Below are 22,017 nucleotides of genomic sequence, written 5' to 3'. Positions count from 1 at the left end.
ATTTATGGCTAGGCCTAATGCTTTGCCATCTATGTTTTTCTGAGCAACTCCCCTCCTTTCCTGCAGAGGACTTAGAAGAATTCTCCTTCGACAGCAAGCTTTATGATCAACCGAATGCTTATCTGATCAGCTACAGGAATTATGACAAGGCCAAGAGCAAACTTGTGAAGGATGAATTGTCTATTCAAGTTCAACTCCGGAATGACCGTCAACATGAGATCAACTTTTTCGCGAATGACGATCTCTTTCTTTCCTATGAATACGACGACCACGGAAGAATAAAAAAGCAGGTCAGGAAAAACAGCCCGCTAGTTGAATCGGTCTATGCCTATGATGACGACCATTTAATTGCCACTGAGACCAACTTCAGGCGAAACGGCCAGGTGCATTCAAAGGTAGTTGTCACTTATAACTCCGATTTTCGACCAATCAAAAAAAGTGAATTTCACGGTGAAGGAAGACTTAAGCATTATTGGGAATTTGCCTATGATCAACAGGGCGATCTGATCGAAGAATCATACTACTCGAGAGAAGACCAATTGAATAGCCAAAAACGATTTGTCAATCGCTATGAACAAGAATCACCGGGTGACAAAGAAGTGAATGTTTATCAAGGCGATCAGTTACTCAGGAAGATCATCTATTCCAATTATCCGGACTCCACCATTCAGCGAACGATCATTTATGAGCAAGATGGCTCACCCGCTGAGCTGCAATTTGAAATCATCTCAGACTCCTTACGCGTCAACATCAAGGGCTATTATGAGCAGAATGATTCTTCTAAATTCAGGTCCCGGTTTCGAGAAATCTTCATTTATGATGACCTAATTGAATATGAATCCAGAACGATTGCCGGCACGAAGGTGAATCGTTTTGCCACCTTCTACAGCTACGATTCACACAAGAATTGGATCAAAAAGATCACTTATGAGAATGGCATCGCCATTCGGGAAGAAATCAGGAAAATAAGCTACTAGAGATGTCCAAAGTGAAGGTTTTCGAAATGCCCGTCGTCGTGGAACACAAACACCTCGATGAAAATCAGCATGTCAACAATGTACAATACCTGCAATGGGTTCAAGATGTTGCCAAGGCACATTGGGAAGAAGAAGCAAAGCCCAGCTGGTTGATGGACTATGTATGGGTTGCTTTGAGTCATCATATCGAGTATAAAAAACCAGCTTTTCTTAACGATCAGCTGACCTTGCGCACCTACATTAATTCATTTGATGGAGTAAAGAGCAACCGTGTTGTGGAAATCTATCACCAGCATAGTGGCGTACTGGTTTGCACATGCCGCACCGTTTGGGTCATGCTTGATCGAAAGAATAATAAACCCGTAAGGTGTCCTCAGGAAATGGTCGACTCGTTTTATGAGTCTAGCGAATGATCACAAACTCTACGCGTCTGTTCATTTCACGGCCTTCCGCTGTGTCATTTGATGCAACAGGACGCGTGCCTCCCAAACCCACGACTTCAATTCTATTCTCCTCGATCCCTTGACTGACCATATATCGTTTCACAGTCTTAACGCGAGCTTCAGACAAAGCCTTCAATAGACTCTCGTCTCCGCTGGCGTCCGTATGTCCTTCCAATCGGATATGGACATCACGGTTCTTATTCATCAACGTAACCAATTCATCGATCTGCTGATGGGCGATATCGGGTTCAAGAAAGCTCGCACTACCCCTTTTGAAAAATACATTCTCTATCTTCACTGCTGTGCCTACCTGCTTGCGCGTCATGCGAAAGGCTTCAACAGCTGTACCAAACTCATTATCCAAGCCTCTTGGGGTTGCGGCAGCAATGAATTTCTCATTGTAATCGAGATACCCTGCTGCTTGGATGTCCACCACAATGGTATCCCCTTCTGGAAAAGCCTTCATGAACTTCTGATCACCTTCGAGTTGATCGGTCTCGAAGGTCACCTTATCGCCTTTGCCTGATAAGGTGACGGTGGCATTCACCGGCTCATCGGTTTCGGTATCGAGCACTTGGAAGGTCATCACAACCATCGGAGGTGTGGGTTCAACTATTTCAGGTACTGTTGGTTGGAGTTTGGGTACTGAATCCTCACGAGCGGCTTCAAGCAAAAGGCTATCTTTCAGAACCATTGAAGATGCTTCTTCTGCAACTAATACCACGGAATCTTCTTCTACTTGATGTGGTTGTCCTAGCGCAAATGTAAAGATATCACCACGCCCCTCACTATTCTGCGTAGTTGAAAAATAGGCGGTCAAACTGCCTTTGGGTAGGTAAAAGCCACGTTCAATGCCTTCAGTGTTTAGTGCAGGCCCAAGGTTCATGGGCTCCGACCAATTTGTCCAACTTCCCTCTTCTCGCACACTCATGTAAATATCGCGCCCACCTAAACCATCTCGTGTGTTGTTTGAAAAATAAAGCGTGCGATTATCGTCCGCCAAAAAAGGCGTTAATTCTTGACCGTAGGTATTAATTGCAGGGCCCAAACCTTGAGGCTGAGTCCATGTGCCATCCTCTTGTTTGAAGGAGACGTAGAGGTCTTCGTTTCCTTCGGAGACGTAAGATTCCATGGCCATGATCAACACATTTTCATCTCTTGAAATCGTTGCACTCAAGTGGCTGGACTTATTTTGAAAGTATTGAATTGAAAGTCGTTCAGGAGTAGACCACTCTCCATTCACTCGTTGGCTAACCGCTATGCCATTGCGTAAATTACCTCCGCCGTTGCCGTCCGGATCAAAATAATTCAGCAAATACATCCGTTCTCCTTCGCTTGAAAATCCAACTACGCCGTTTAACCCTTGATGATTTAAGATAGATCCTCCGTGTTTGAGACGTGTCCATCCGTTAGCTGTTTTATTGGCATACCAAATATCACCCATATCAATCACACCGGCGATATTCTGAGCATGTCCGCCTCGGGTCACGTAGATGGTTTGGCCATCTGGTGAAACAGCCGGGTTAAACTCGTCATAGGGTGAGTTAATGCTGTCAATTTTATCATGCATGAGCTCTTGCCCTGATAATTGAAAAACAAAACTCATTAAGACCACGAGGGCCAAGACTCTACTCAGCATATTGAAGAAACTCCTTGGGAATAAAATTATTACACAAATATTGAAATTTGCATGAGACCAGTTAGCATCACAACCTATAAAATACGTTAAGCCATGAAAAAAAGTTATTTGTTCTCTTCCTGGTCTAATCGAACACGAAGTGTTATGGCTTTGCCGAATAGGGCGATGCCAGAATTTACAATGACCAAAGCCAGGGTACCAATCCAAAACCAATCATGCCAACTAACTGCCTCATATTTGCGAATCAGGGCTTCCCCCATCAGACTCAGCCCGAAACCAATGGTGGCCAGGCCGCTGGCGCTAAACAGTAACCAATTTCTTTTTGTCCTTTCCATCCCTAAAAATAAATGGATTGCGCCAAACGATAAGTATTGGCATGTGCCTCAACAATGTGCGCGATCTTCTCTGAATATCCACCACCCATGCTGGCGACAATGGGAATTTGATGGGCCTTTGCCAGGGAGAGCACCAGTTCGTCGCGCAGTTTACAACCGTCTATACTGAGCCCTAAACGGCCCAATTTATCAGTGGCAAGGACGTCGACACCGCTTTGAAAAAAGATAAAGTCAGGTTGCTGTTCGTCCAGCAACTTTTTCAGGTGCCGATCAAGTAAAGATAAATAGGGACCATCTGTTATGCCATCGGGCAAAGCAATGTCTAGGTCAGATTGCTCTTTGTGCATGGGATAGTTCTTTTCGCCGTGCATGCTAAACGTAAACACATTGCCATCTTCTGCAAATATTTGTGCGGTGCCATTTCCTTGGTGAACATCCAGATCTATGACAAGGATTTTCTTGGCTAGCTGATTGTCCAATAAATAATGAGAGGCGATGGCAATATCATTCAACAAACAAAACCCTTCGCCTCGGTCCGTAAACGCATGATGCGTACCCCCTGCGATATTCATTGCTACACCATGAGTTAAAGCAAACTGAGCGGCTTGCAATGTACCATTCATGATGACAATCTCTCGATCGACTAATTGCTTTGAAAGAGGAAAACCCGTTCGTCTTTCTTCTTTTCTATCCAGCGACAGCCCCTTCAGCTTTTCCCAATACTTGTCATCATGCGTGCGGATAACCAAGGCTTCAGCGAGCGGTTCAGGAGCAAAAAAATTCTCCTCTGTGATGGTGCCTTCATAAAGTAGCTGTTCAGGAAGCAAATTGTATTTCTCCATCGGAAAGCGATGGTTCTTCGGTAAAGGGTGTGCATAAATCGGTGCCCAGGCAATTTTTAGCATATCATGCTAATCAATACAAAGAAGAATTGTTTACGAGATCAGTTATCTTCTTGAAATTGAAAAGAATAATGTGTGGGGTCTAGTTTGAGTGAGGCATTGTTGTAGTCCGTAATAAACCCTTCGATAACCTCGGGTGTAATGGCTTCTACGTTCAATCCGGCGTCTATGCCAATCCCGTAGTCAATTTTTGGATCCACGTCTACGTGTTCGTGAACCTTCACGGCTTCCTCTTCCTCTAACTCATCCATCACCTCTGTGAGGTATAGGCCGATCTCCTCGTCAAGATCATCTAAAGGAGCAATGTCGCCATTTTCGTCTTCTTGGTAATCGATCTCTTTGTAGTTGGGAAATTTCTTGGCCACCTTATGCTGCGCCAATTCAAACACCTCACTATTGTGCTGCATCTTCAAGGTATAGAGTGCCGCATCATAGATCACCTCGCGCCCTTCATAAACTCCGACAAAATAAAAATTCATGAAGTCGTCATTGTTGTCTTCTGACTCTATGACAACATACGATTGACCGGCAGCTTGCATCTCTTCCTTGAGCTTTTCAATCTCTTGTGCATCAAAACCTAAATTTGCGGACATACTAATGGTATTTCATTTCGTGAAATAAGTTAACAGAATTCATCATTCTTTCAAAAGCCATTTTTCAGCTCTTGTTTTAGCTGCTTAACGCGATCATCAAAGCGTTGCGGGTGGTAATCGACTCCTTTATGCCGGATGATCTCCAGGTACTCAGTAAGTTCTTCCGAATGGGCCGTTTTCTTGCTAGTTTTCATGCTAACATATTTCAATGTTGTCCAAAGCACTGTTTTCAAGTGCGTTTCTTGCTCGTCCAACATCAGGTATTCCACAACGACAGTGTCCTCGTTATACCAAATTAAGCGTGTTCTAATGCTTACCCACTCTCCTAACATGGCCGACCTGAGGTAGGCAATGTGGTGGTTGTAAACGACCCAAATGGCATCGAACTTGGCAATTAGGTCGCGGATCTCTACTCCATAAAGTTTAGGTACCTGGTCTTCTCGTGCATTGAAAAAGTAGTCGAAATATTTCGCATTATTCAAATGTTGAAGCGGATCACAGTCTTGAAAACGAATGATGGTGCGCGATCTGGTTTCGGTTGCGTATTGTTTACTGGTATCGAGAATACTCATGGAAGATAGCGTTCTTTCAATATTGTGATGTGATGCTGAACATGTCCGGCGGTGATCGCAGCCAGCGCACGTACGGTGATCGGTTGTCCATCAGCCTTCCCTACCTGATCCAATTGAAGTTCACTCAATCGTTCTAATAAGCAAATCGTAGCAACGCGTAGCGAGACGAACTCGTCGATCATCCCCGCAAAAGGCACTTCGCGTAGATCAACATTCATGAGGTAAAGGTCTTGGTCCATGCCAGGCTGAGCCTGTTTGTCGCCTCTGGCAAAACAAAATGCTCGATAGGTGAACACGCGCTCTACATCATTTAGATGCTGTAGCAACTGCTTGATGGTCCACTTGCCTGGTGCATATGCATAGTCCTGCTTGTCTTTTTTGATAGACCACAACAGGTCCGGTACAGATTTTAGTTGCTTTTTTAAAGCCACCAGAACGTCTTGCTCCCCTACAGCCTGTACATAGCCGGCATAGAAGGCATTATATTCATGCGCATGAGGAAGGTTGATCATTTGACTAGTCTTTATCTATCCAACCCGTATACATGATGTAATGCTCGGGCGTTTTATCAATTACTTTTCTTAATCGCTCATCAATAGCCTTGACCATTTTGGCAGGGGTCCCGGCAAACAGGGTGTTTTCGGGCACAACCGTATTGGCTAAGACCACGGCACCCGCGGCAACCATTGCCCCTTTTTTAATGATGGCATTGTCCATCACAATTGCTCCCATGCCGATCAACACATTATCCTCGATCTGACAGCCATGGATGATGGCACTATGCCCTACGGAAACATTATTCCCTAAAATGGTTTCTGAATGATTCAACGTACCATGAATCACTGCATTGTCTTGAATGTTGCAGTTCTCACCAAGTTGAATTTTGCATACGTCTCCTCTTATGACGGTATTGAACCATAAATTGCTGTGCTTTCCCATTGTCACATCCCCTACGACCGTAGCATTATCGGCTAACCAGCAGGTGCTGTCGATTCGTGGCTTGACTCCTTTTACTCCTTTGATCAGTGCCATTTAAAAATTTATATGTACCAACATGAACTTTTTATTCAAACCATTAGTTACCACAGTGGTTTGACAAAAAGAACTGCATTGAATTAAAATTTATCCTAAGAAAACATAATTATACTCGATATGAAAACTTTAAAATCAACTTTCGCCCTACTAGCTATGCTAGCAATTGTTTGGTCATGCGGATCGAACAGCAATACTGTAGAAACTTCTGAAGCACAACAGGTCACTGAAACCGAAGATGCTCGTTCAATTTCTGTAAATGCAGAGAACTCTGTGGTGACTTGGATAGGATCTAAGCCTGCAGGTAAGCACAACGGAACCATTAGCGTTGCTGGTGGTGAAGTATTGGTTCAGAACGATGCCGTTGTCGGAGGTTCTTTTGACATCGACATCAGTTCATTGGTTGTTCTTGATTTACCCGCTGACTCAGAATGGAATGAGAAACTAAGAGGTCATTTGATGTCTGCCGATTTCTTTGATGCCGAGAACTTCCCATCTGCTCAATTTGAGATCACTGGTGCTACACCTTTTGCACAAGCGCAATTGGGTAACGACAAAGAAGAATTCGCAACAGAATTTGCTCCGGCATCCTTGAGTGAGATCATGGTGGAAAACCCAACACATTTCATTTCTGGTAACCTGACCATGAGAGGCGTAACGAAGAACATTACGTTCCCAGCATGGGTGAGCCTAGAAAATGGTGTGGTAAAGGCCAAAGCAAGCTTCAACATCAACAGAACGGATTGGAAACTAATGTACCAAGATGAGTCTTCAGTAGCTGACAAAGCGAAAGATAAGTTCATCTACAACACGGTCAACGTTGGTTTCGAATTAGAAGCTGGAACGCAAGCGGCAACTATGTAATTGCAAAGGAGGAAATTAATCAAAAGCCTTACCTACCGGTGAGGCTTTTTTTGTACCCTCTTAATCTACTATTTTTACAGCCATTCGAAATCCGTGAAACGCATGATCATTTCAAAAGAGTGGATTACCCAAGCCATCAGTTATGCCGACACGCATTTCGATTACTTTTCTTACCATCAACACAATGACACGGCGTATCCCCACAACGGATACCGACATCTGCTGGCCATTGGTGCTCGAGAAAAACTGCAGTCACCCCAAAACAGCTTTGGAGATCTTGAACAATTCGTTTTGAATGAATGGTGTTTTGGCTACCTAGGCTATGACTTGAAAAATGAATTACACGGTTTAACCAGCACCAATCAAGACAGGCTCGCTTTTCCTGACCTCAATTTTTTCAGACCTTCTTACCTGATCGAAATCGATGGCGACCAGGCAGAATTATTGCTTGGGGATGACCAAATCTTCGAGCAGATCAATGCCCATAATGTGCCCGCTTCTTCGTCCGTGTTTGGTAAGGCCTCGCCGGAGTTTGACAAGAAAAGCTACATCGAGACGGTCAATCGACTCATCGAACACATCGTTGAAGGTGATTTTTATGAGATCAATTTCTGTCAGGGCTTTTTTGGTGAGTTCGAAAGGGTCGATCTCGCCTCACTTTATACGAGATTAAATACGCTGTCGCCTAAACCCTTTTCATGTTTGCAAAAGTTTAAGCAACATGCCATACTCTGCGCTTCACCTGAGCGATTTTTGAAAAAAGTAGGGCAGCAATTGATCTCTCAACCCATTAAGGGCACAAAACCACGAGGCAAAACGCAAGCAGAGGATGAAGCGCTCAAGGTCGCTCTGCGCAACGACGAAAAAGAATTGGCCGAAAATATGATGATCGTTGATTTGGTCAGAAATGATTTGGCAAGAAATGCCAAAGCCGGGTCTGTGATCGTCGAGGAAATGTTTGGCATCTATACCTTCGAGCATGTTCATCAAATGATCTCCACCATTAGGGCAGAAATGAAAGAAGAGACCACTGCCTTAAAAGCCATACAATATGCCTTCCCGATGGGTAGCATGACAGGCGCACCCAAGAAGAAGGTAATGGAACTCACAGAGGTGTATGAACGCAGCAAGAGAGGTGCCTTTTCAGGAGCAGCCGGTTATTTTGATCCCAATGGCGATTTTGACTTCAATGTCTTGATTCGCAGCCTTTTCCTCAATTTGGCAACGAAAAAGTATGGTTTTCATGTCGGTAGCGCCATCACCTACGATGCCCTACCTGCCAATGAATACGAAGAATGCTTCATCAAAGCCAAAGCTCTGTTGGCATTGATCAAGGAATGATCATTTCTGACTGGCCTCGTAGTATTCCATTGCTTTTGGCATCAGTTGTTCTAGCTGTTCTACCCGCGTGGAATGATTCGGGTGAGTGGACATGAATTCAGGGGGTTCGGCGCCTCCTCCAGACATCCGCTCCCAAAACTTAGGCGCTTCTCTGGGCTCATACCCGGCAGCAGCCATTAAATACAGTCCTATTTCGTCCGATTCTGACTCGTGCGTTCTTGAATAGGCCAACATCCCAAACTGTGACCCATACCCTATTCCATAAAAGATCAATTTCTCTCCTAACGAAGGATTCTGTCCCAATGCCACAGCACCAATATTGAGCGCCGTATTAGAGATGGCCCCTTGGTTGATTCTTTCTTGTCCGTGCTTGGCGATGGCATGGGCGATCTCATGCCCCATCACCACGGCAACACCTGTTTCGTCTTGACAAATAGGCAATATTGCCGTGTAAAAAGCTACTTTTCCACCGGGCATACACCATGCGTTCACAAGCGTATCATTCTCGATCAAATTATAATCCCATTCAAAACCTGCCAATGCATTGCTCTGTCCTTTTTCAGCGAGTAACTATTCTGCCGCCGCCTGAATATTTGCGCCAACTCTTTTGATCATGGCTACTTTCTCTTCATCGGTCGATAACTGCACAGAATCGAGGACATGTCCATACGCCTGATAACTCATTTGTAGGATCTGATCGGTACCATAAATTCCTGTCACCTGTTTCCGATTGGTGAAAGGAACTTTCGTGCATGCCCAAAAAAGCGCAATGGTTAAAAAGAAAAGCAGACCGGTTTTGATAGTAGTAGTTTTCATGTTTGTCAAATTTTGCTGAAAGGTAATTTTGCCTTCTGGAAGACACGCGACTTTACCGTTCAGGTGTTAAATTTGATATTATTTCATTTAAAAAGAAAAGCGGGATGAAAATCATTGCCATCGGAAGGAATTATACCGAACACATCAAAGAATTGAACAACGAGCGCCCAATTGAGCCTGTTATCTTCATGAAACCTGATACGGCGGTACTCCGAAATGATCAACCCTTTTATTATCCTGATTTTTCAAGCGACATTCATTTCGAGGTAGAGTTACTTTTGAAGATCAGCAAAGAGGGAAAATTCATCCAAGAAAAATTCGCACACAAATACTACGACGAAATTGGCATAGGAATTGACTTTACAGCCAGAGATCTGCAGACCCAATTAAAAGAGAACGGCTTGCCGTGGGAAAAGGCCAAAGGATTCAACGGCTCGGCCCCGATCTCCAATTTTGTCAGTAAACGTGATTTTGAATTAGATAACATCAACTTCTCCTTAAAACAAAATGGAACCACCAAACAGCAAGGAAATTCTAGTATGATGCTATATACTTTCGATCAAATCATTGCTTATGTGTCGCAGTTCTTTACCTTAAAGAAAGGAGATATTCTATTTACAGGAACTCCGAAAGGAGTCGGCCCTATTGCCATTGGTGATGAATTGGAAGCCTTCATAGAAGATGAAAAAATGTTGCGTGTTGAAATCAAGTAAACGTATTTTCTTATTGGTATTAAGTAGCTGCTTTGCCCTCAACCTCTTCGGACAGTATGAAGGCATAGAAAAGGGCTATTACACCTTTCCTATCAAACCCGATCAGATCAATTTACTTTCTGGTACGATGGGAGAATTGCGTGCGGGTCATTTTCATGCAGGGCTAGACATTAAAACGGAAGGTAAAACAGGCCTTAATGTGCATGCAGCGGCAGAGGGTTATGTCAGCCGTATCCGCGTAGGGCCCGGCGGCTATGGCAATTGCTTATACATAAATCACCCCAACGGCACCACTACCGTTTATGCTCATTTGGAAGCATTTTCTGAAGAAATCGCTGATTATGTACTCAAGCAACATTACAAGAGACAAACGTATGCCATGAATCTTTTTCCGAAAAAAGGGCAGTTCACGTTCAAAAAGGGAGAGGTTATCGCAAAATCCGGAAATAGTGGTTCCTCAACTGGCCCACACCTCCATTTTGAAATTCGAAGCATTGACCAGGAGGTCTTAGACCCGCTTCGTATTGGCTTTGATGAAGTAGTAGACGACATCAAACCTGTTGCCGCATCGCTTGGCGTTAGAACCATGAACACCTCTTCGCGCGTAAACGGGCAATTTGGTTATGCAACATTCAAAACATCAACATTGCGCACCGGGCTTTACACCACCGAAACCATTCACGCCATCGGTACCATCGGCCTTGAATTGTATAGCTTCGATAGACAAAATGGTGCTAGCAACCGCAATGGGGTACCCTTCACTAAAGTTTACTTGGATGACGAGCTGCATTTCACACAAGACATCGACAGCATCAACTTTTCCTATCAGAAAAACATCAATGTACACTCCAATTATCAGTTGATCAGTGCGACCAAAACCAGATTCGGTAAGCTGTACGTAGACGATGGCAATGCATTGGATTTTTATGACGTCAACAACGAAGAAAACGGTCTCATTCAAGTCGAAGAGGGCGACACTGTGAATGTTCGGGTCGTTTTGGAGGATGCCAATCAAAACCGATCCACCTTAGCGTTCCAGATCGTTGGACAGGTGAACGAAACAGTCCAAAACCCCATTGTGACGTCAAAGCAAGACTATTTTGTGCTCGAAAACACACTGATCGTACACCAACCCGTTAGCAACAATCAGGAAAAGATCACCATCTACGAAAAAGAAGGTTCCACGGTCATTGAACCTGATTATTCCATGGAGGATGAACACTTCTACCTGATCGATCTGAAACGTTTTTTGCCACTACGCATCGACTTTGGACAAGGCAATGTCAAAACCTACAACTTCGCTGACCGAATTCCAGCGTCGACACAACATGCCTTTCTTTCTGACACCTACTCGCTCACCTTCGACAAAAGCTCCTTATTTGACACCCTCTATGTGCAAGCCATGCATGAATGGACAGAAGAAAATGACTTTTTAGAGATCGGACAACGTAATATCCCGTTGAAAGGCGCCATAAAGATCGAATGGCAACCCATGGCTGCTTATGACAGCCTCGAAAACTATCAGGTGTATCAGGTCAACAATAACCGGTACCCGAGTTTCGTGGGAGGCTCTTTTGAAGAGAACAAGTTCATCTTCAGGACCTCCAGCTTTGGTAAATTCACCTTGTTGAAGGATGATAAGAAGCCCCTTGTTGAACTGATTTCTACCGCGAATAATCGGGTATCTTTCCGAATAAAAGACGATCTTTCAGGCATCAGTTCCTTTGAAGCAAAGATCAATGGTGAATGGCTCTTGATGCACTATGAACCAAAACGAAATTTGATCTGGAGTGAGCGCTTGAACAAAAACAAACCACTTGAAGGGACGGTTGAATTGGTAGTGGCAGATAATGCCGGAAACCAAACCATTTACGAATTAAAATTAGGAGAATTATGAGTTTACAAGTTGGAGATAAAGCGCCTGCTTTTGAAGGCATCGACCAGGATGAGAACCCCGTCAAATTAGCCGATTTTAAAGGCAAGAAATTAGCCCTTTATTTTTACCCAAAGGACAATACCCCAGGTTGTACGGCACAAGCCTGTAACTTGCGCGATAACTATGAGGCGTTGCTCAATGCAGGATACGCAGTAGTAGGCATCAGCTCGGATTCCGCAAAAAAGCACCAAAACTTTATCAAAAAATACGAACTCCCCTTTCCACTCATTGCCGATGAAGATAAATCAATTCATGAACAATTTGGCACCTGGGTGAAGAAACAGATGTATGGTAGAGAATATATGGGGACAGCAAGAACTACCTTTATCATCGACGAAAATGGCGTCATTCAAGACATCATCGAAAAAGTGAAAACAAAAGAGCACACTGCTCAAATTTTGAAATAACAAAAGCAACTAACGTGAACAAAGCAACTATACCCGAGCTCAAACGCATTGCGTCGCAGGTCCGCCGCGACATTGTGCGCATGGTGCATGCAGTCAATTCCGGTCATCCGGGTGGCTCTTTAGGCTGCACCGATTTTTTTGTAGCGCTCTATTTCCATACAATGGATCGAAAAGAGGGTTTCGACCCCGATGGTAATGGAGAAGACCTCTTCTTCCTGTCCAATGGTCACATCTCTCCTGTATGGTACAGCGTACTCGCTCGGGCCGGTTACTTCGATGTATCCGAGCTTGCTACCTTTCGAAAAATCAATAGCCGCTTACAAGGCCACCCAGCTACGGAAGAAGGACTGCCCGGTATTCGAGTGGCTTCAGGCTCCTTAGGCCAAGGCCTATCGGTTGCCTGTGGTGCCGCCCAGGCGAAAAAACTGAATGGGGAATCGAATTTGGTTTACGCCCTCATGGGTGATGGCGAATTAGAAGAAGGTCAGGTATGGGAAGCTGCAATGTACGCGGCCCATCACAAGATCGACAACCTTATTGCAACAGTTGACTACAATGGGCAACAGATCGATGGACCAACGGATGAAGTCATGTCTTTGGGAGACCTGAAAGCGAAATGGGAAGCATTCGGATGGGTAGTGATCGAAAGCAACGGGAATCAAATTGAGTCGCTGATCGAAAGTCTGGAGAAGGCCAAGTCCCTCACCGGTAAAGGAAAGCCGATCCTTAATTTGATGACGACCGAGATGGGTTATGGGGTCGATTTTATGGTTGGAACACACAAATGGCATGGTGTGGCACCAAACGACGAACAACTTGCTGACGCTTTGGGTCAGCTAGAAGAAACCTTAGGAGACTACTAAACCGACAATCATGACGAAATTTACTTTTACAGAAAAACAAGATACTCGTTCTGGTTTCGGTGCGGGACTGGCAGAATTAGGGCGATCTAACCCAAACGTAGTAGCACTGTGTGCCGATTTGGTCGGTTCATTGAAAATGCAAGACTTCATCGATGAAAACCCTGATCGATTCTTTCAGGTAGGAATCGCTGAAGCCAATATGATGGGCTTAGCCGCTGGCTTAACAATTGGTGGCAAGATTCCTTTCACCGGAACTTTCGCCAATTTTTCCACTGGCCGAGTATACGACCAGATCAGGCAGTCCATCGCCTATTCTGACAAGAACGTGAAGATCTGTGCTTCGCATGCAGGGTTAACCTTAGGTGAAGACGGCGCCACGCATCAGATTTTAGAAGACATTGGCATGATGAAGATGTTGCCGAATATGACTGTGATCAATCCTTGTGATTACAATCAAACCAAAGCAGCAACCATCGCCATTGCCGATCACCATGGACCTGTGTACCTGAGGTTTGGCCGTCCGAAAGTGCCCATCTTTACTCCTGCAGGTCAACGCTTTGAAATTGGGAAGGCCTTGCACCTGATTGAAGGGTCAGATGTTACCATATTTGCAACCGGCCACTTGGTATGGGAAGCCATTGAGGCCGAAGCCGAACTGGCCAAAGCCGGAATCTCTGCTGAGGTCATTAATATTCATACCATCAAACCCCTCGACGTAGAGGCCATTTTGGCTTCTGTGAAGAAAACGGGTGCAGTTGTAACGGCCGAAGAGCATCAAATGAATGGAGGTTTGGGAGACTCAGTTGCACAAACACTGGCCTTGCGTCACCCTGCACCTTTAGAAATGGTCGCTGTGAATGACTCCTTTGGAGAAAGTGGTACACCTGACGAGCTCATGACAAAATATGGAATTGATGCGAAGAATATTGTGAAAGCAGTAAACCGCGTGCTCAAAAGAAAATAGGCCCGCCTCACCAACACCAATAAAACCCGGGGAATCTCGGGTTTTTTTATGCCTTTGCCATAAAGCTAGTCCACCTTGATCAACCAGATCTCTTGATTTCTGTAGGTAAACTTTTTCTGTACTTGATAGCTGGTCTCTTCGCCATTCAATGCTTCAGGAAGGATAAGGAAGTATCCTCTATTCAATTCATTGGTACTGTAGAGCACTCGTTTCTTTTCTCTTTCCAAATAAAAAACCATCCCTAAAGAGAGACGTAAGTCATCATAGCGCCCAATATCTGAACCGGCAGTCATTTCTGCTAACTCAAGCGCAATGCGTTTATTCTCAGCAGAATCTGCAGTGTCTCTTCTGATCTGTGGTACAAAAGAGGAAATCCCCAGCTTCAAGACGACCAGCGCCAATAATAAGGTCACGTATGGGCTACAAATACGCTTGATTTGAACATAAAGAAGGATGAGCACGAGTAGCAACAAAATTGAGGAATACGCAAATGCATCGTTAACCGGTACTAAATCGGGTAAGAAAGGAACGGCGATAAACGCAAGGAATAAGACCACTAGAATGATCACGCTTAACACCTTGATGAAGCGATCGAGTCGTTGGTGTTGAACCGAAGCGCCAAGGAAACTTAGTACAATCACACCAAAGGGCACCAAGGGATATATGTACCTAGCCTTCGCCCCCGTCGAAAACCAATAGATAGGGAAGTTAAAAAGGAAAATGAGAGTACAAAACCAGACAAACGGCTGTGCTTTTAACGTATTCCGTACACTTTTCAACATGACCAACGGCAAAAAAAGCGAGGCCGGAAGTAATATTTTCACGGTCTCGAGCGGAAAGGTGATGAGCTGTTTGAGAAAAGATGAAATACCACCACCGGTAGCTTTATCAGTGGACTCCGATAGCAAGGTGGTCCACCAAGCACTTACCTCTGCATATTTGCCGTACTGATAGAAATACCCAGTGACCAAGCCTGCAAAAACTAGAATTCCGAAGGTATGGGGCAGACTGATCAGTTGCCTAAACCTTTTGCGATGGATGAAATAAACCAGTAAACTAATCGCTGTAAATGGCAGAGAGGTGAGTCCTTTGGTTAGGAATCCAATGGCAGTTAGGACATAGACCAGTGAAAAAAGCCACCAATTCTGGTTTCGTTCACCAAAATAGTAGATCAAAAATATGGACAAAGATGTGATCAACGCATAGAACAGATCGATCTCACCTAGAGCCGAAAAGTAGGTCAATATGTCGACTGATACGAGAAAACTGAAAGCGGTCAGTAAAGCCAACTCTTTCTTGACATAACACCGAACAAAGATGAAGATCAAGACACCACTAATCAGGTGACTAAAAACTGAAAAAAACCTGACGGCCAGCTCACTGGCTTGACCGAACAGCTGATAGGCAACAATCAATACCCAATTATAAACGGGTGGTTTTCGGTGATACAATTCGCCTGCTTGTGTAGGCACCCAAATGTTATCATGGAGCATCATTTCCAGAGCAATGAGCGCTCTTCGTGGTTCTTCCAACGAAAGGGGATAGATTCCGAGATGAAAGTAAAAAGCAAAAACAAGTAAGCCTACTCCAAAAATCAGCGCCCTATTTTCAGCATTGCCCAACTTTTGGTTCCCTATCATTTTCCAAATCTAATGTATATCTAGAATCTAGACCTAATTTTATCTTTAATTACATTTGTGCATGGATGCTAAAAAAGTCTTTCTTGAGCATGTGGCACAAACCTCTCCTTTCCCTTTGATGATCGAAGTGGAGAAGGCTGAAGGCAGCTATATTTATGATAAGGAGGGAAAAGCTTATTTGGACCTGATCTCAGGCATTGCAGTCACCAATATAGGCCACCGGCATCCAAAGGTGGTGAAAGCAATAAAGGACCAATTGGATAAATACATGCATGTCATGGCCTATGGAGAGTTCATCCAGACGCCTCAAAACCAACTGGCACTTAAATTAGCCCAACTATTACCCGCCCAATTGGATTCAAGCTATTTCGTCAATAGTGGAGCAGAAGCCATTGAAGGTGCGATGAAACTCGCAAAACGGGTAACCGGTAGAACAGAATTCATCTCTTGTCGTAAATCTTACCACGGTAGTACACACGGTGCGCTGAGCATTTCTGGAAACGAAACGAAAAAATTTCGGCATCGCCCCTTGCTCCCCGATGTTCGATTCATTACCCATAATTTTACCGAAGACCTAGAGGCCATTACTGAAAAAACCGCCGCCGTATTCATTGAATTGATTCAAGGAGATGCCGGGGTTCGAATAGCCGATCAGGAATATGTTCAGGCATTGAGAGACAGGTGCACAGCCACCGGCACCTTACTCGTGGTCGATGAGATACAAACGGGTTTTGGACGAACAGGTAAATGGTTTTCTTTTGAGCATTACGGTATCGTACCCGATGTGATCGCGATTGCCAAGGCATTTGGAGGAGGATTGCCCATGGGTGCTTTTATTAGTAAACGAGAATACATGAATAGGCTCACCCATGACCCTATTTTAGGACATATTACCACCTTTGGTGGCCACCCGGTCACGTGCGCTGCTTCCTTGGCCACTATTCAGGCCATTGAGGATGAGCACATGATTGAAGAGGTTGAGGCCAAAGGACAGTTTTTAGCAGAACAGCTTCAGCACAAGGCCATCAAGGAGATCAGAAGAAAAGGATTAATGCTCGCCGTAGAATTCGATTCCGCGGAAACAGTTCAGCAAGTCGTTGAGACCTGTTTAACAAATGGCCTCATTCCATTTTGGTTTCTGTCTTGCCCAGAAAGCTTTCGATTAGCTCCCCCCATTAACATGACCTATGAAGAATTGGCCAAAGCTGCTGATCTGTTGAATGCGTCAATTGCTGAAGCGCTAGATTGAAGATTGGTGCTTAAAGAGCCCGATCAATCGGTTCGTTTAAATAACCTCATCTAAAGATCTACGCTGGTAAGCACTGCTTGAAAGGAAAAATCAAAGGCATAAAAAAAACCGATGTTGCTCACATCGGTCAATTTCTTCATAAAAGCGGAGTGTCATTTAATATCCCTAAAGCCACCGTAGTCACTCTGCTTCAGGATTTTTACCTTCTCCGTGCCCATGACTACATAATCGACTCTGAATTTGTCCATGTCTTCAATGCTGCCAAGGCAAATGAGAAGTTGCGCTTCACAACCGATGGTAATGCACTTTTCTACCTCGTTTTCTCTAATGGCAATATTGATCGGATCTGCATCAGCTCGGGCCAATACAATACCGGAATGAGACGCCGCAATTTTCTTAAATGGATAAATGTGGTCTTCCGGTCCTAGGCGATCAACTTGAAACTTCTTCAAGTCTAATTTCTTGATGGCATCGTCTGCCAAGAGGGTAACATAACCGTCCTTCACACCCAAAGCCGCATTCTCAACAAATTCCCCGTTGCCCAAATGCACAGTGGCACCTAACAGCAACCTGCCTTCAGAAGGCTCCTGGTAATTCACCACAGTCGATTAGTTACACCCGACCACTATGACGATCAGAAAAAGTGCGAACAGTTTAGTGAAGTGTTTCATCAGTGTCATTACATGATAGCATGAATATACCCTACTTTTCACGTGAGAAATAGGTCTTACAGCCTATACAATTTACGAAATTCTCTCGACAATTAAGTTATGATTGGTGTATATACAGATATCTGCCGCGATGTGCAGGCTTTCTTCCACAATTTGCTGACTGTCTAAGTGTGCTGCATGTTTTACCAATGCTTCCGCTGCCGCCTGTGCATACATACTGCCTGATCCGATAGCAGCTATTCCCTTATCCGGTTCCAATACATCACCCGTTCCGGAGAGAATGAGGATATCCTCCTTATCGGCGACGATCAGCATGGATTCCAATTTGCGTAAGTAGCGATCCATTCTCCAGTCTTTGGCCAATTCGATCGCTGCGCGCTTCATGTTACCACCATAGGTATTCAACTTTTCATCAAAGCGCTCCAACAGCGTGAAGGCGTCGGCAGTCGATCCAGCAAAACCCGTAACGATCTTACCCCCCTGGAGCTTACGAATCTTCTTTACATTACTCTTCGCTACCGTATTTCCCATTGAAGCTTGGCCATCTGCCCCTATAGCAATGGATCCATTATGCTTAACTGCCAAAACAGTTGTTGATCTAATTTTTGTCATTGTATAAAAAGAAAGTCCCATTAATGAACGGGACTTTTGAATTTTGGTTAAACAAGGATCCGTATTGGATCTTCTAAGTACTGCTTGAAGGTTTGTAGGAAAGCACTGCCGATCGCACCATCCACTACCCTATGGTCGCAAGACATGGTCACCTTCATCACATTGCCGACAGCCAACTGACCGTCTTTCACCACGGCCGTTTGCTTGATGCCCCCAACGGCAAGTATACAAGAATCTGGTGGATTGACGATGGCCGTAAATTTTTCGATACCAAACATACCCAAGTTGGAGATGGTGAAGGTATTGCCTTCCCAATCTTGAGGCTGTAATTCTTTATTTTTTGCTTTATTTCCTAAGTCCTTTACCTCGGCTGAAATGTGAGATAAGGTCTTGTTATCTGCAAATCTAACCACAGGTACTAAAAGACCCTCTTCAACAGCCACCGCGACACCAATGTGAATGTGCTTGTTCAATCGGATACGATCGCCTAGCCAAGAAGAATTCACCTTAGGATGTTTTCTAAGAGCAGCTGCCACGGCCTTGATCACCATGTCATTGAAAGAGATCTTTACAGGTGACACTTCATTCATGCTTTTTCTGGCTTCAATGGCCTTGTCCATGTTGATCTCCATGGTCAAGTAGAAATGAGGAGCGGTAAATTTGCTCTCAGCCAGACGTTTGGCAATGGTTTTGCGCATCTGCGAAACTTTCACCTCTTCGAAGCTTTCCTCGGCTACGATTTGAGGCAATTCGATAGCGGCGGCTTCGGCGCGAGCTTCCACATTGGCCGTCGACACTTGAGCAGGTGCAGCGGCCGGTACAAAGTTTTCAATGTCTCGCTTGACGATCCTTCCTCCTTCTCCACTACCATTTACTTGTGCAATGTCAATGCCTTTTTCTGAAGCTAATTTCTTAGCAAGTGGCGACGCTTTTATTCGACCGTCTGAACTTCCAGTATTTGATGTGCTTACCTCGGCAGTAGTCGTTGCTGGTGCCGAAGTCTTTTCCTCCTGAGGTTCGGCTTTTGCCTGTGTCGCTGTCGCCTTCTTTTCAGGCTTACTACCACCCTGCGCTTCCGCATTGATCAAGGCCTGATAATCTGCTCCGGCCTCACCGACGATGGCAAGTATGCCATCTACTTTGACCGATTCGCCTTCTTCAGCACCGAGGAAAAGCACTGTTCCATCATGGTAGGATTCATATTCCATTGTGGCTTTATCGGTTTCTACCTCGGCCATTAATTCACCGGATTCTACCGTGTCTCCCACTTTTTTATGCCATGCCGCAATAACCCCTTCTTCCATGGTATCGCTCATTTTCGGCATACGAACAATCTCAGCATTGATGGATGAAGTATCAACAGCTTCTTCTGCAACTGTGGTGGTTTCTTCTTCTTTTTCTTCTGCTGGTTCTGCTGATTTGCTTGGTTCAGATGCACCTCCGAGTAGAGACTGGTAATCTTCTCCTTCTTCTCCTACGACAGCCAAAACGCCGTCAACGGCTACTGCTTCTCCTTCTTCAGCCCCCAGATAAAGTACCGTGCCTTCGTGATAGGATTCATAATCCATTGTGGCCTTATCGGTCTCGATCTCTGCCATCAATTCCCCTGACTCTACTTTATCTCCAACTTTTTTATGCCATACTGCGATCACACCTTCTTCCATGGTGTCACTCATTTTGGGCATTTTTACAACTTCAGCCATGCTTTTCTAAAATTATTCGACCAAAAATAGCCCGATTAAAACGATATTCAAACTAATGCAATACTTAATAAATTGTCTAAACAAGTAGTGAAATAACAACCTGTTGAATTGCAGCAGATTATTGAAAAATTACCATATTTGGGATGGTTTGGTTTTTTAACGAACTTGAACCTCACTGACCAACGACCAATGATTGCTAACTACTCCATTACCACATCACCTGAAGTTTTAAAAGAAAAGTATTTCTTAGACGAACTCCAGGCATTCGAACCCAACTTCAACGCACAACCTACCCAAGCCCTTCCGGTGATCACCAGTGAACATCCAGATCAATTGACCGTATTCAACTGGGGCATAATCGGAGACTTTACGCGGAATAAAGCGGTTAGTGATAAATTGCTTTATGCACCATTAGCGGATATTCCTCATAAAGCCTCCTTGAGCAATAGCCTCAAAACCAAACGCTGCGTGGTTCTTGCCGATGGTTTTTATTCATGGAAAACCATCTCCAAAAAGGGACTTACCCCCTATCGTACTGCACTTCCCGCAAACGAACCCTTTGCGATGGCTGGACTTTGGAATGAGTATACGTCGGACGAAGATGAAATGCACTCGACCTTCATGATCATTACGACAAACGCAACTGGAAAAATGGCCAATGTGGCTGACCGAGTTCCGGTGATCTTAACAGATAATCTATTAATTGAATGGTTGAACCCAGACACCCAAGACGGCAGTCTACTCGATTTTCTTAAGAACGAAGAAATTGAACGCTTCCATTCCTATCCGATCAACCCTCGGCTCAAGGACCCTGAATTCAACAAAGAAGAGCTTTGGAAAGAAGTGCCTCCAGCAGACCAATTCGGCAATTTGACCCTTTTCAATTAATCCTTTAGTAAGTTGACCTGAATGTTTTCGAGTTCGATCTCCGAAACAAGGTCTAGTTTCCCCATTTCAAAGGCACGATCTAATTCATGCGCCGGGTAGTCTTCATTGATGGTGTAGTTGCGGTAATTTTGGAATCGGACACCCTTTATCGTCTGTACATCAGAGACTTCTCTGAATCGCACTCCTCCGCCATTGATGTTGAAACTATAGGCTAGGAAATCTACAGTAAAGTTTTTCTGGTGAATCCAATAGATGTAGGTGCTTTCAAAGTTCTCTCCTCCTCCTTCACCAAAAGTGACTTCCACCTTGTAGTAGGGATTGTCCTTAATTTTGACAGAACGCATCAATTGTCGATTGATCACTGGATCATCCAAATGAAAAGGCAGTAAGGCAAAATACACCACCGAATTGGTCGTGTTCTGGTAGTTTTGTTTGTTCTCCTGACTCAGCAGAATTCTCTTTTCATTCACAATGCGTTGAAAAGAGTCTTTTTGATAAATGTCACGCACCCAACCTTCATCTGATTGAAAACTACGCTCATAAACGTAGGCTCCATCTTCAATCCTCACCTTGAAGTGACGATTTCGAAAGTCGAATTCGAGCAACATGTTGTCATATCGCTCCCCACCATGCGTTTCTATTGCTTTACGAATAACCTCATCTGCAGTCAGGCCTTCCTCCTTTGGGGCACAAGCCGCTATGCTCAGCAAACCGGACAACAAGAACAATACGTTAAAAGACTTCAAATACACCATCATGCCTTTTCCATCCTTTGCATACGCACGCATTTCAATAGGGTTACTTTTATTTGTTGAGGTGACCAATATCTTGAAAACTCTGGAAGCTATTCAGTCACT

The 22,017-nt window shown here is 44.4% G+C and carries 25 protein-coding genes; 11 read left to right on the top strand and 14 right to left on the bottom strand.

Going from position 1 to position 22,017, the window contains the following annotated elements; genetic code table 11:
- The first annotated feature begins 17 nt into the window (after positions 1-17).
- Both AC2D6U_RS03615 and AC2D6U_RS03610 read left to right on the top strand, forming a co-directional pair.
- Positions 18-977, top strand: coding sequence for a hypothetical protein (locus AC2D6U_RS03615; RefSeq protein ID WP_484719578.1), 960 nt, complete (start codon positions 18-20; stop codon positions 975-977).
- A gap of 2 nt (positions 978-979) precedes the next feature.
- Complete coding sequence (locus tag AC2D6U_RS03610; RefSeq protein WP_484719577.1) at positions 980-1,390, top strand: acyl-CoA thioesterase; 411 nt, start codon at positions 980-982, stop codon at positions 1,388-1,390.
- Here AC2D6U_RS03610 and AC2D6U_RS03605 read toward each other — a convergent pair.
- The 7 genes from AC2D6U_RS03605 to AC2D6U_RS03575 all read right to left on the bottom strand — a co-directional run bounded on the left by AC2D6U_RS03605 (position 1,380) and on the right by AC2D6U_RS03575 (position 6,493).
- Complete coding sequence (locus AC2D6U_RS03605; protein WP_484719576.1) at positions 1,380-3,059, bottom strand: OmpA family protein; 1,680 nt, start codon at positions 3,057-3,059, stop codon at positions 1,380-1,382. The genes AC2D6U_RS03610 and AC2D6U_RS03605 overlap by 11 nt on opposite strands.
- A gap of 104 nt (positions 3,060-3,163) precedes the next feature.
- Positions 3,164-3,394 (bottom strand): hypothetical protein, encoded by a 231-nt coding sequence (locus AC2D6U_RS03600; RefSeq protein ID WP_484719575.1) that lies wholly within the window; start codon positions 3,392-3,394, stop codon positions 3,164-3,166.
- Between the two features lie 2 nt (positions 3,395-3,396).
- The gene (locus AC2D6U_RS03595) at positions 3,397-4,299 is read right to left on the bottom strand and encodes a histone deacetylase family protein (RefSeq protein ID WP_484719574.1); all 903 of its coding nucleotides are present in this window, start codon (positions 4,297-4,299) and stop codon (positions 3,397-3,399) included.
- A 38-nt stretch (positions 4,300-4,337) separates the two neighbouring features.
- Positions 4,338-4,889 carry a hypothetical protein gene (locus AC2D6U_RS03590; RefSeq protein WP_484719573.1) on the bottom strand — a complete coding sequence of 184 codons (552 nt, stop codon included), beginning with the start codon at positions 4,887-4,889 and terminating at the stop codon, positions 4,338-4,340.
- Between the two features lie 50 nt (positions 4,890-4,939).
- Positions 4,940-5,461, bottom strand: coding sequence for an acyl-CoA thioesterase (locus AC2D6U_RS03585; RefSeq protein ID WP_484719572.1), 522 nt, complete (start codon positions 5,459-5,461; stop codon positions 4,940-4,942).
- Positions 5,458-5,973, bottom strand: coding sequence for a DinB family protein (locus AC2D6U_RS03580; RefSeq protein WP_484719571.1), 516 nt, complete (start codon positions 5,971-5,973; stop codon positions 5,458-5,460). The genes AC2D6U_RS03585 and AC2D6U_RS03580 overlap by 4 nt, the downstream gene beginning before the upstream one ends.
- Positions 5,974-5,977: 4 nt before the next feature.
- Positions 5,978-6,493, bottom strand: coding sequence for a gamma carbonic anhydrase family protein (locus AC2D6U_RS03575; protein WP_484719570.1), 516 nt, complete (start codon positions 6,491-6,493; stop codon positions 5,978-5,980).
- A gap of 156 nt (positions 6,494-6,649) precedes the next feature.
- Here AC2D6U_RS03575 and AC2D6U_RS03570 point away from each other — a divergent pair, with 156 nt between their 5' ends.
- Together AC2D6U_RS03570 and AC2D6U_RS03565 are read left to right on the top strand one after the other, a co-directional pair.
- Positions 6,650-7,357, top strand: coding sequence for a YceI family protein (locus AC2D6U_RS03570; RefSeq protein WP_484719569.1), 708 nt, complete (start codon positions 6,650-6,652; stop codon positions 7,355-7,357).
- A gap of 102 nt (positions 7,358-7,459) precedes the next feature.
- Positions 7,460-8,698 carry an anthranilate synthase component I family protein gene (locus AC2D6U_RS03565; protein WP_484719568.1) on the top strand — a complete coding sequence of 413 codons (1,239 nt, stop codon included), beginning with the start codon at positions 7,460-7,462 and terminating at the stop codon, positions 8,696-8,698.
- Here AC2D6U_RS03565 and AC2D6U_RS03560 read toward each other — a convergent pair whose 3' ends face one another.
- Positions 8,699-9,238 carry a M48 family metallopeptidase gene (locus tag AC2D6U_RS03560; RefSeq protein WP_484719567.1) on the bottom strand — a complete coding sequence of 180 codons (540 nt, stop codon included), beginning with the start codon at positions 9,236-9,238 and terminating at the stop codon, positions 8,699-8,701.
- Between the two features lie 30 nt (positions 9,239-9,268).
- A complete protein-coding gene (locus AC2D6U_RS03555; protein ID WP_484719566.1) occupies positions 9,269-9,514 on the bottom strand; it encodes a hypothetical protein in 246 nt (81 codons plus the stop codon).
- Positions 9,515-9,618: 104 nt separating this feature from the next.
- Between AC2D6U_RS03555 and AC2D6U_RS03550 the strand changes: the two genes are divergently transcribed.
- The 5 genes from AC2D6U_RS03550 to AC2D6U_RS03530 are packed head-to-tail and all read left to right on the top strand — an operon-like array spanning position 9,619 to position 14,397.
- Positions 9,619-10,227, top strand: coding sequence for a fumarylacetoacetate hydrolase family protein (locus tag AC2D6U_RS03550; protein WP_484719565.1), 609 nt, complete (start codon positions 9,619-9,621; stop codon positions 10,225-10,227).
- Entirely contained in the window at positions 10,196-12,124 is a 1,929-nt protein-coding gene (locus tag AC2D6U_RS03545) for a M23 family metallopeptidase (RefSeq protein WP_484719564.1), read from the top strand. Before AC2D6U_RS03550 ends, AC2D6U_RS03545 begins: the two co-directional genes overlap by 32 nt.
- Positions 12,121-12,570, top strand: coding sequence for a thioredoxin-dependent thiol peroxidase (gene bcp / locus AC2D6U_RS03540; protein WP_484719563.1), 450 nt, complete (start codon positions 12,121-12,123; stop codon positions 12,568-12,570). The genes AC2D6U_RS03545 and bcp overlap by 4 nt, the downstream gene beginning before the upstream one ends.
- Before the next feature lie 14 nt (positions 12,571-12,584).
- On the top strand, positions 12,585-13,433 hold the full coding sequence (locus tag AC2D6U_RS03535; protein ID WP_484719562.1) for a transketolase: 849 nt from the start codon (positions 12,585-12,587) through the stop codon (positions 13,431-13,433).
- A 10-nt stretch (positions 13,434-13,443) separates the two neighbouring features.
- On the top strand, positions 13,444-14,397 hold the full coding sequence (locus tag AC2D6U_RS03530) for a transketolase family protein (protein WP_484719561.1): 954 nt from the start codon (positions 13,444-13,446) through the stop codon (positions 14,395-14,397).
- Between the two features lie 65 nt (positions 14,398-14,462).
- Here the strand turns inward: AC2D6U_RS03530 and AC2D6U_RS03525 are convergent, their stop codons facing one another.
- The gene (locus tag AC2D6U_RS03525; protein ID WP_484719560.1) at positions 14,463-16,037 is read right to left on the bottom strand and encodes a glycosyltransferase family 39 protein; all 1,575 of its coding nucleotides are present in this window, start codon (positions 16,035-16,037) and stop codon (positions 14,463-14,465) included.
- A gap of 61 nt (positions 16,038-16,098) precedes the next feature.
- On the opposite strand from AC2D6U_RS03525, the gene AC2D6U_RS03520 reads away from it, so the two are divergent.
- Positions 16,099-17,286 carry an aspartate aminotransferase family protein gene (locus AC2D6U_RS03520; RefSeq protein WP_484719559.1) on the top strand — a complete coding sequence of 396 codons (1,188 nt, stop codon included), beginning with the start codon at positions 16,099-16,101 and terminating at the stop codon, positions 17,284-17,286.
- A gap of 152 nt (positions 17,287-17,438) precedes the next feature.
- Here AC2D6U_RS03520 and AC2D6U_RS03515 read toward each other — a convergent pair whose 3' ends face one another.
- The 3 genes from AC2D6U_RS03515 to AC2D6U_RS03505 all read right to left on the bottom strand — a co-directional run bounded on the left by AC2D6U_RS03515 (position 17,439) and on the right by AC2D6U_RS03505 (position 20,272).
- Positions 17,439-17,888, bottom strand: coding sequence for a hypothetical protein (locus AC2D6U_RS03515; protein WP_484719558.1), 450 nt, complete (start codon positions 17,886-17,888; stop codon positions 17,439-17,441).
- Positions 17,889-18,029: 141 nt separating this feature from the next.
- Positions 18,030-18,569 (bottom strand): ATP-dependent protease subunit HslV, encoded by a 540-nt coding sequence (gene hslV / locus AC2D6U_RS03510; RefSeq protein ID WP_484719557.1) that lies wholly within the window; start codon positions 18,567-18,569, stop codon positions 18,030-18,032.
- A gap of 47 nt (positions 18,570-18,616) precedes the next feature.
- Positions 18,617-20,272 carry a pyruvate dehydrogenase complex dihydrolipoamide acetyltransferase gene (locus AC2D6U_RS03505; RefSeq protein ID WP_484719556.1) on the bottom strand — a complete coding sequence of 552 codons (1,656 nt, stop codon included), beginning with the start codon at positions 20,270-20,272 and terminating at the stop codon, positions 18,617-18,619.
- 189 nt (positions 20,273-20,461) lie between these two features.
- On the opposite strand from AC2D6U_RS03505, the gene AC2D6U_RS03500 reads away from it, so the two are divergent.
- Positions 20,462-21,160 carry an SOS response-associated peptidase gene (locus AC2D6U_RS03500; protein ID WP_484719555.1) on the top strand — a complete coding sequence of 233 codons (699 nt, stop codon included), beginning with the start codon at positions 20,462-20,464 and terminating at the stop codon, positions 21,158-21,160.
- Here the strand turns inward: AC2D6U_RS03500 and AC2D6U_RS03495 are convergent.
- Positions 21,157-21,948, bottom strand: a complete 792-nt coding sequence (locus AC2D6U_RS03495) for a DUF6503 family protein (RefSeq protein ID WP_484719554.1) — start codon at positions 21,946-21,948, stop codon at positions 21,157-21,159. The genes AC2D6U_RS03500 and AC2D6U_RS03495 overlap by 4 nt on opposite strands.
- Between the last annotated feature and the right edge of the window lie 69 nt (positions 21,949-22,017).

It is taken from the genome of Roseivirga sp. YIW32 (genome assembly GCF_057219245.1).
Note: the sequence above shows the minus strand (reverse complement) of the source record. Positions and strands in the feature narration are given on the sequence as shown.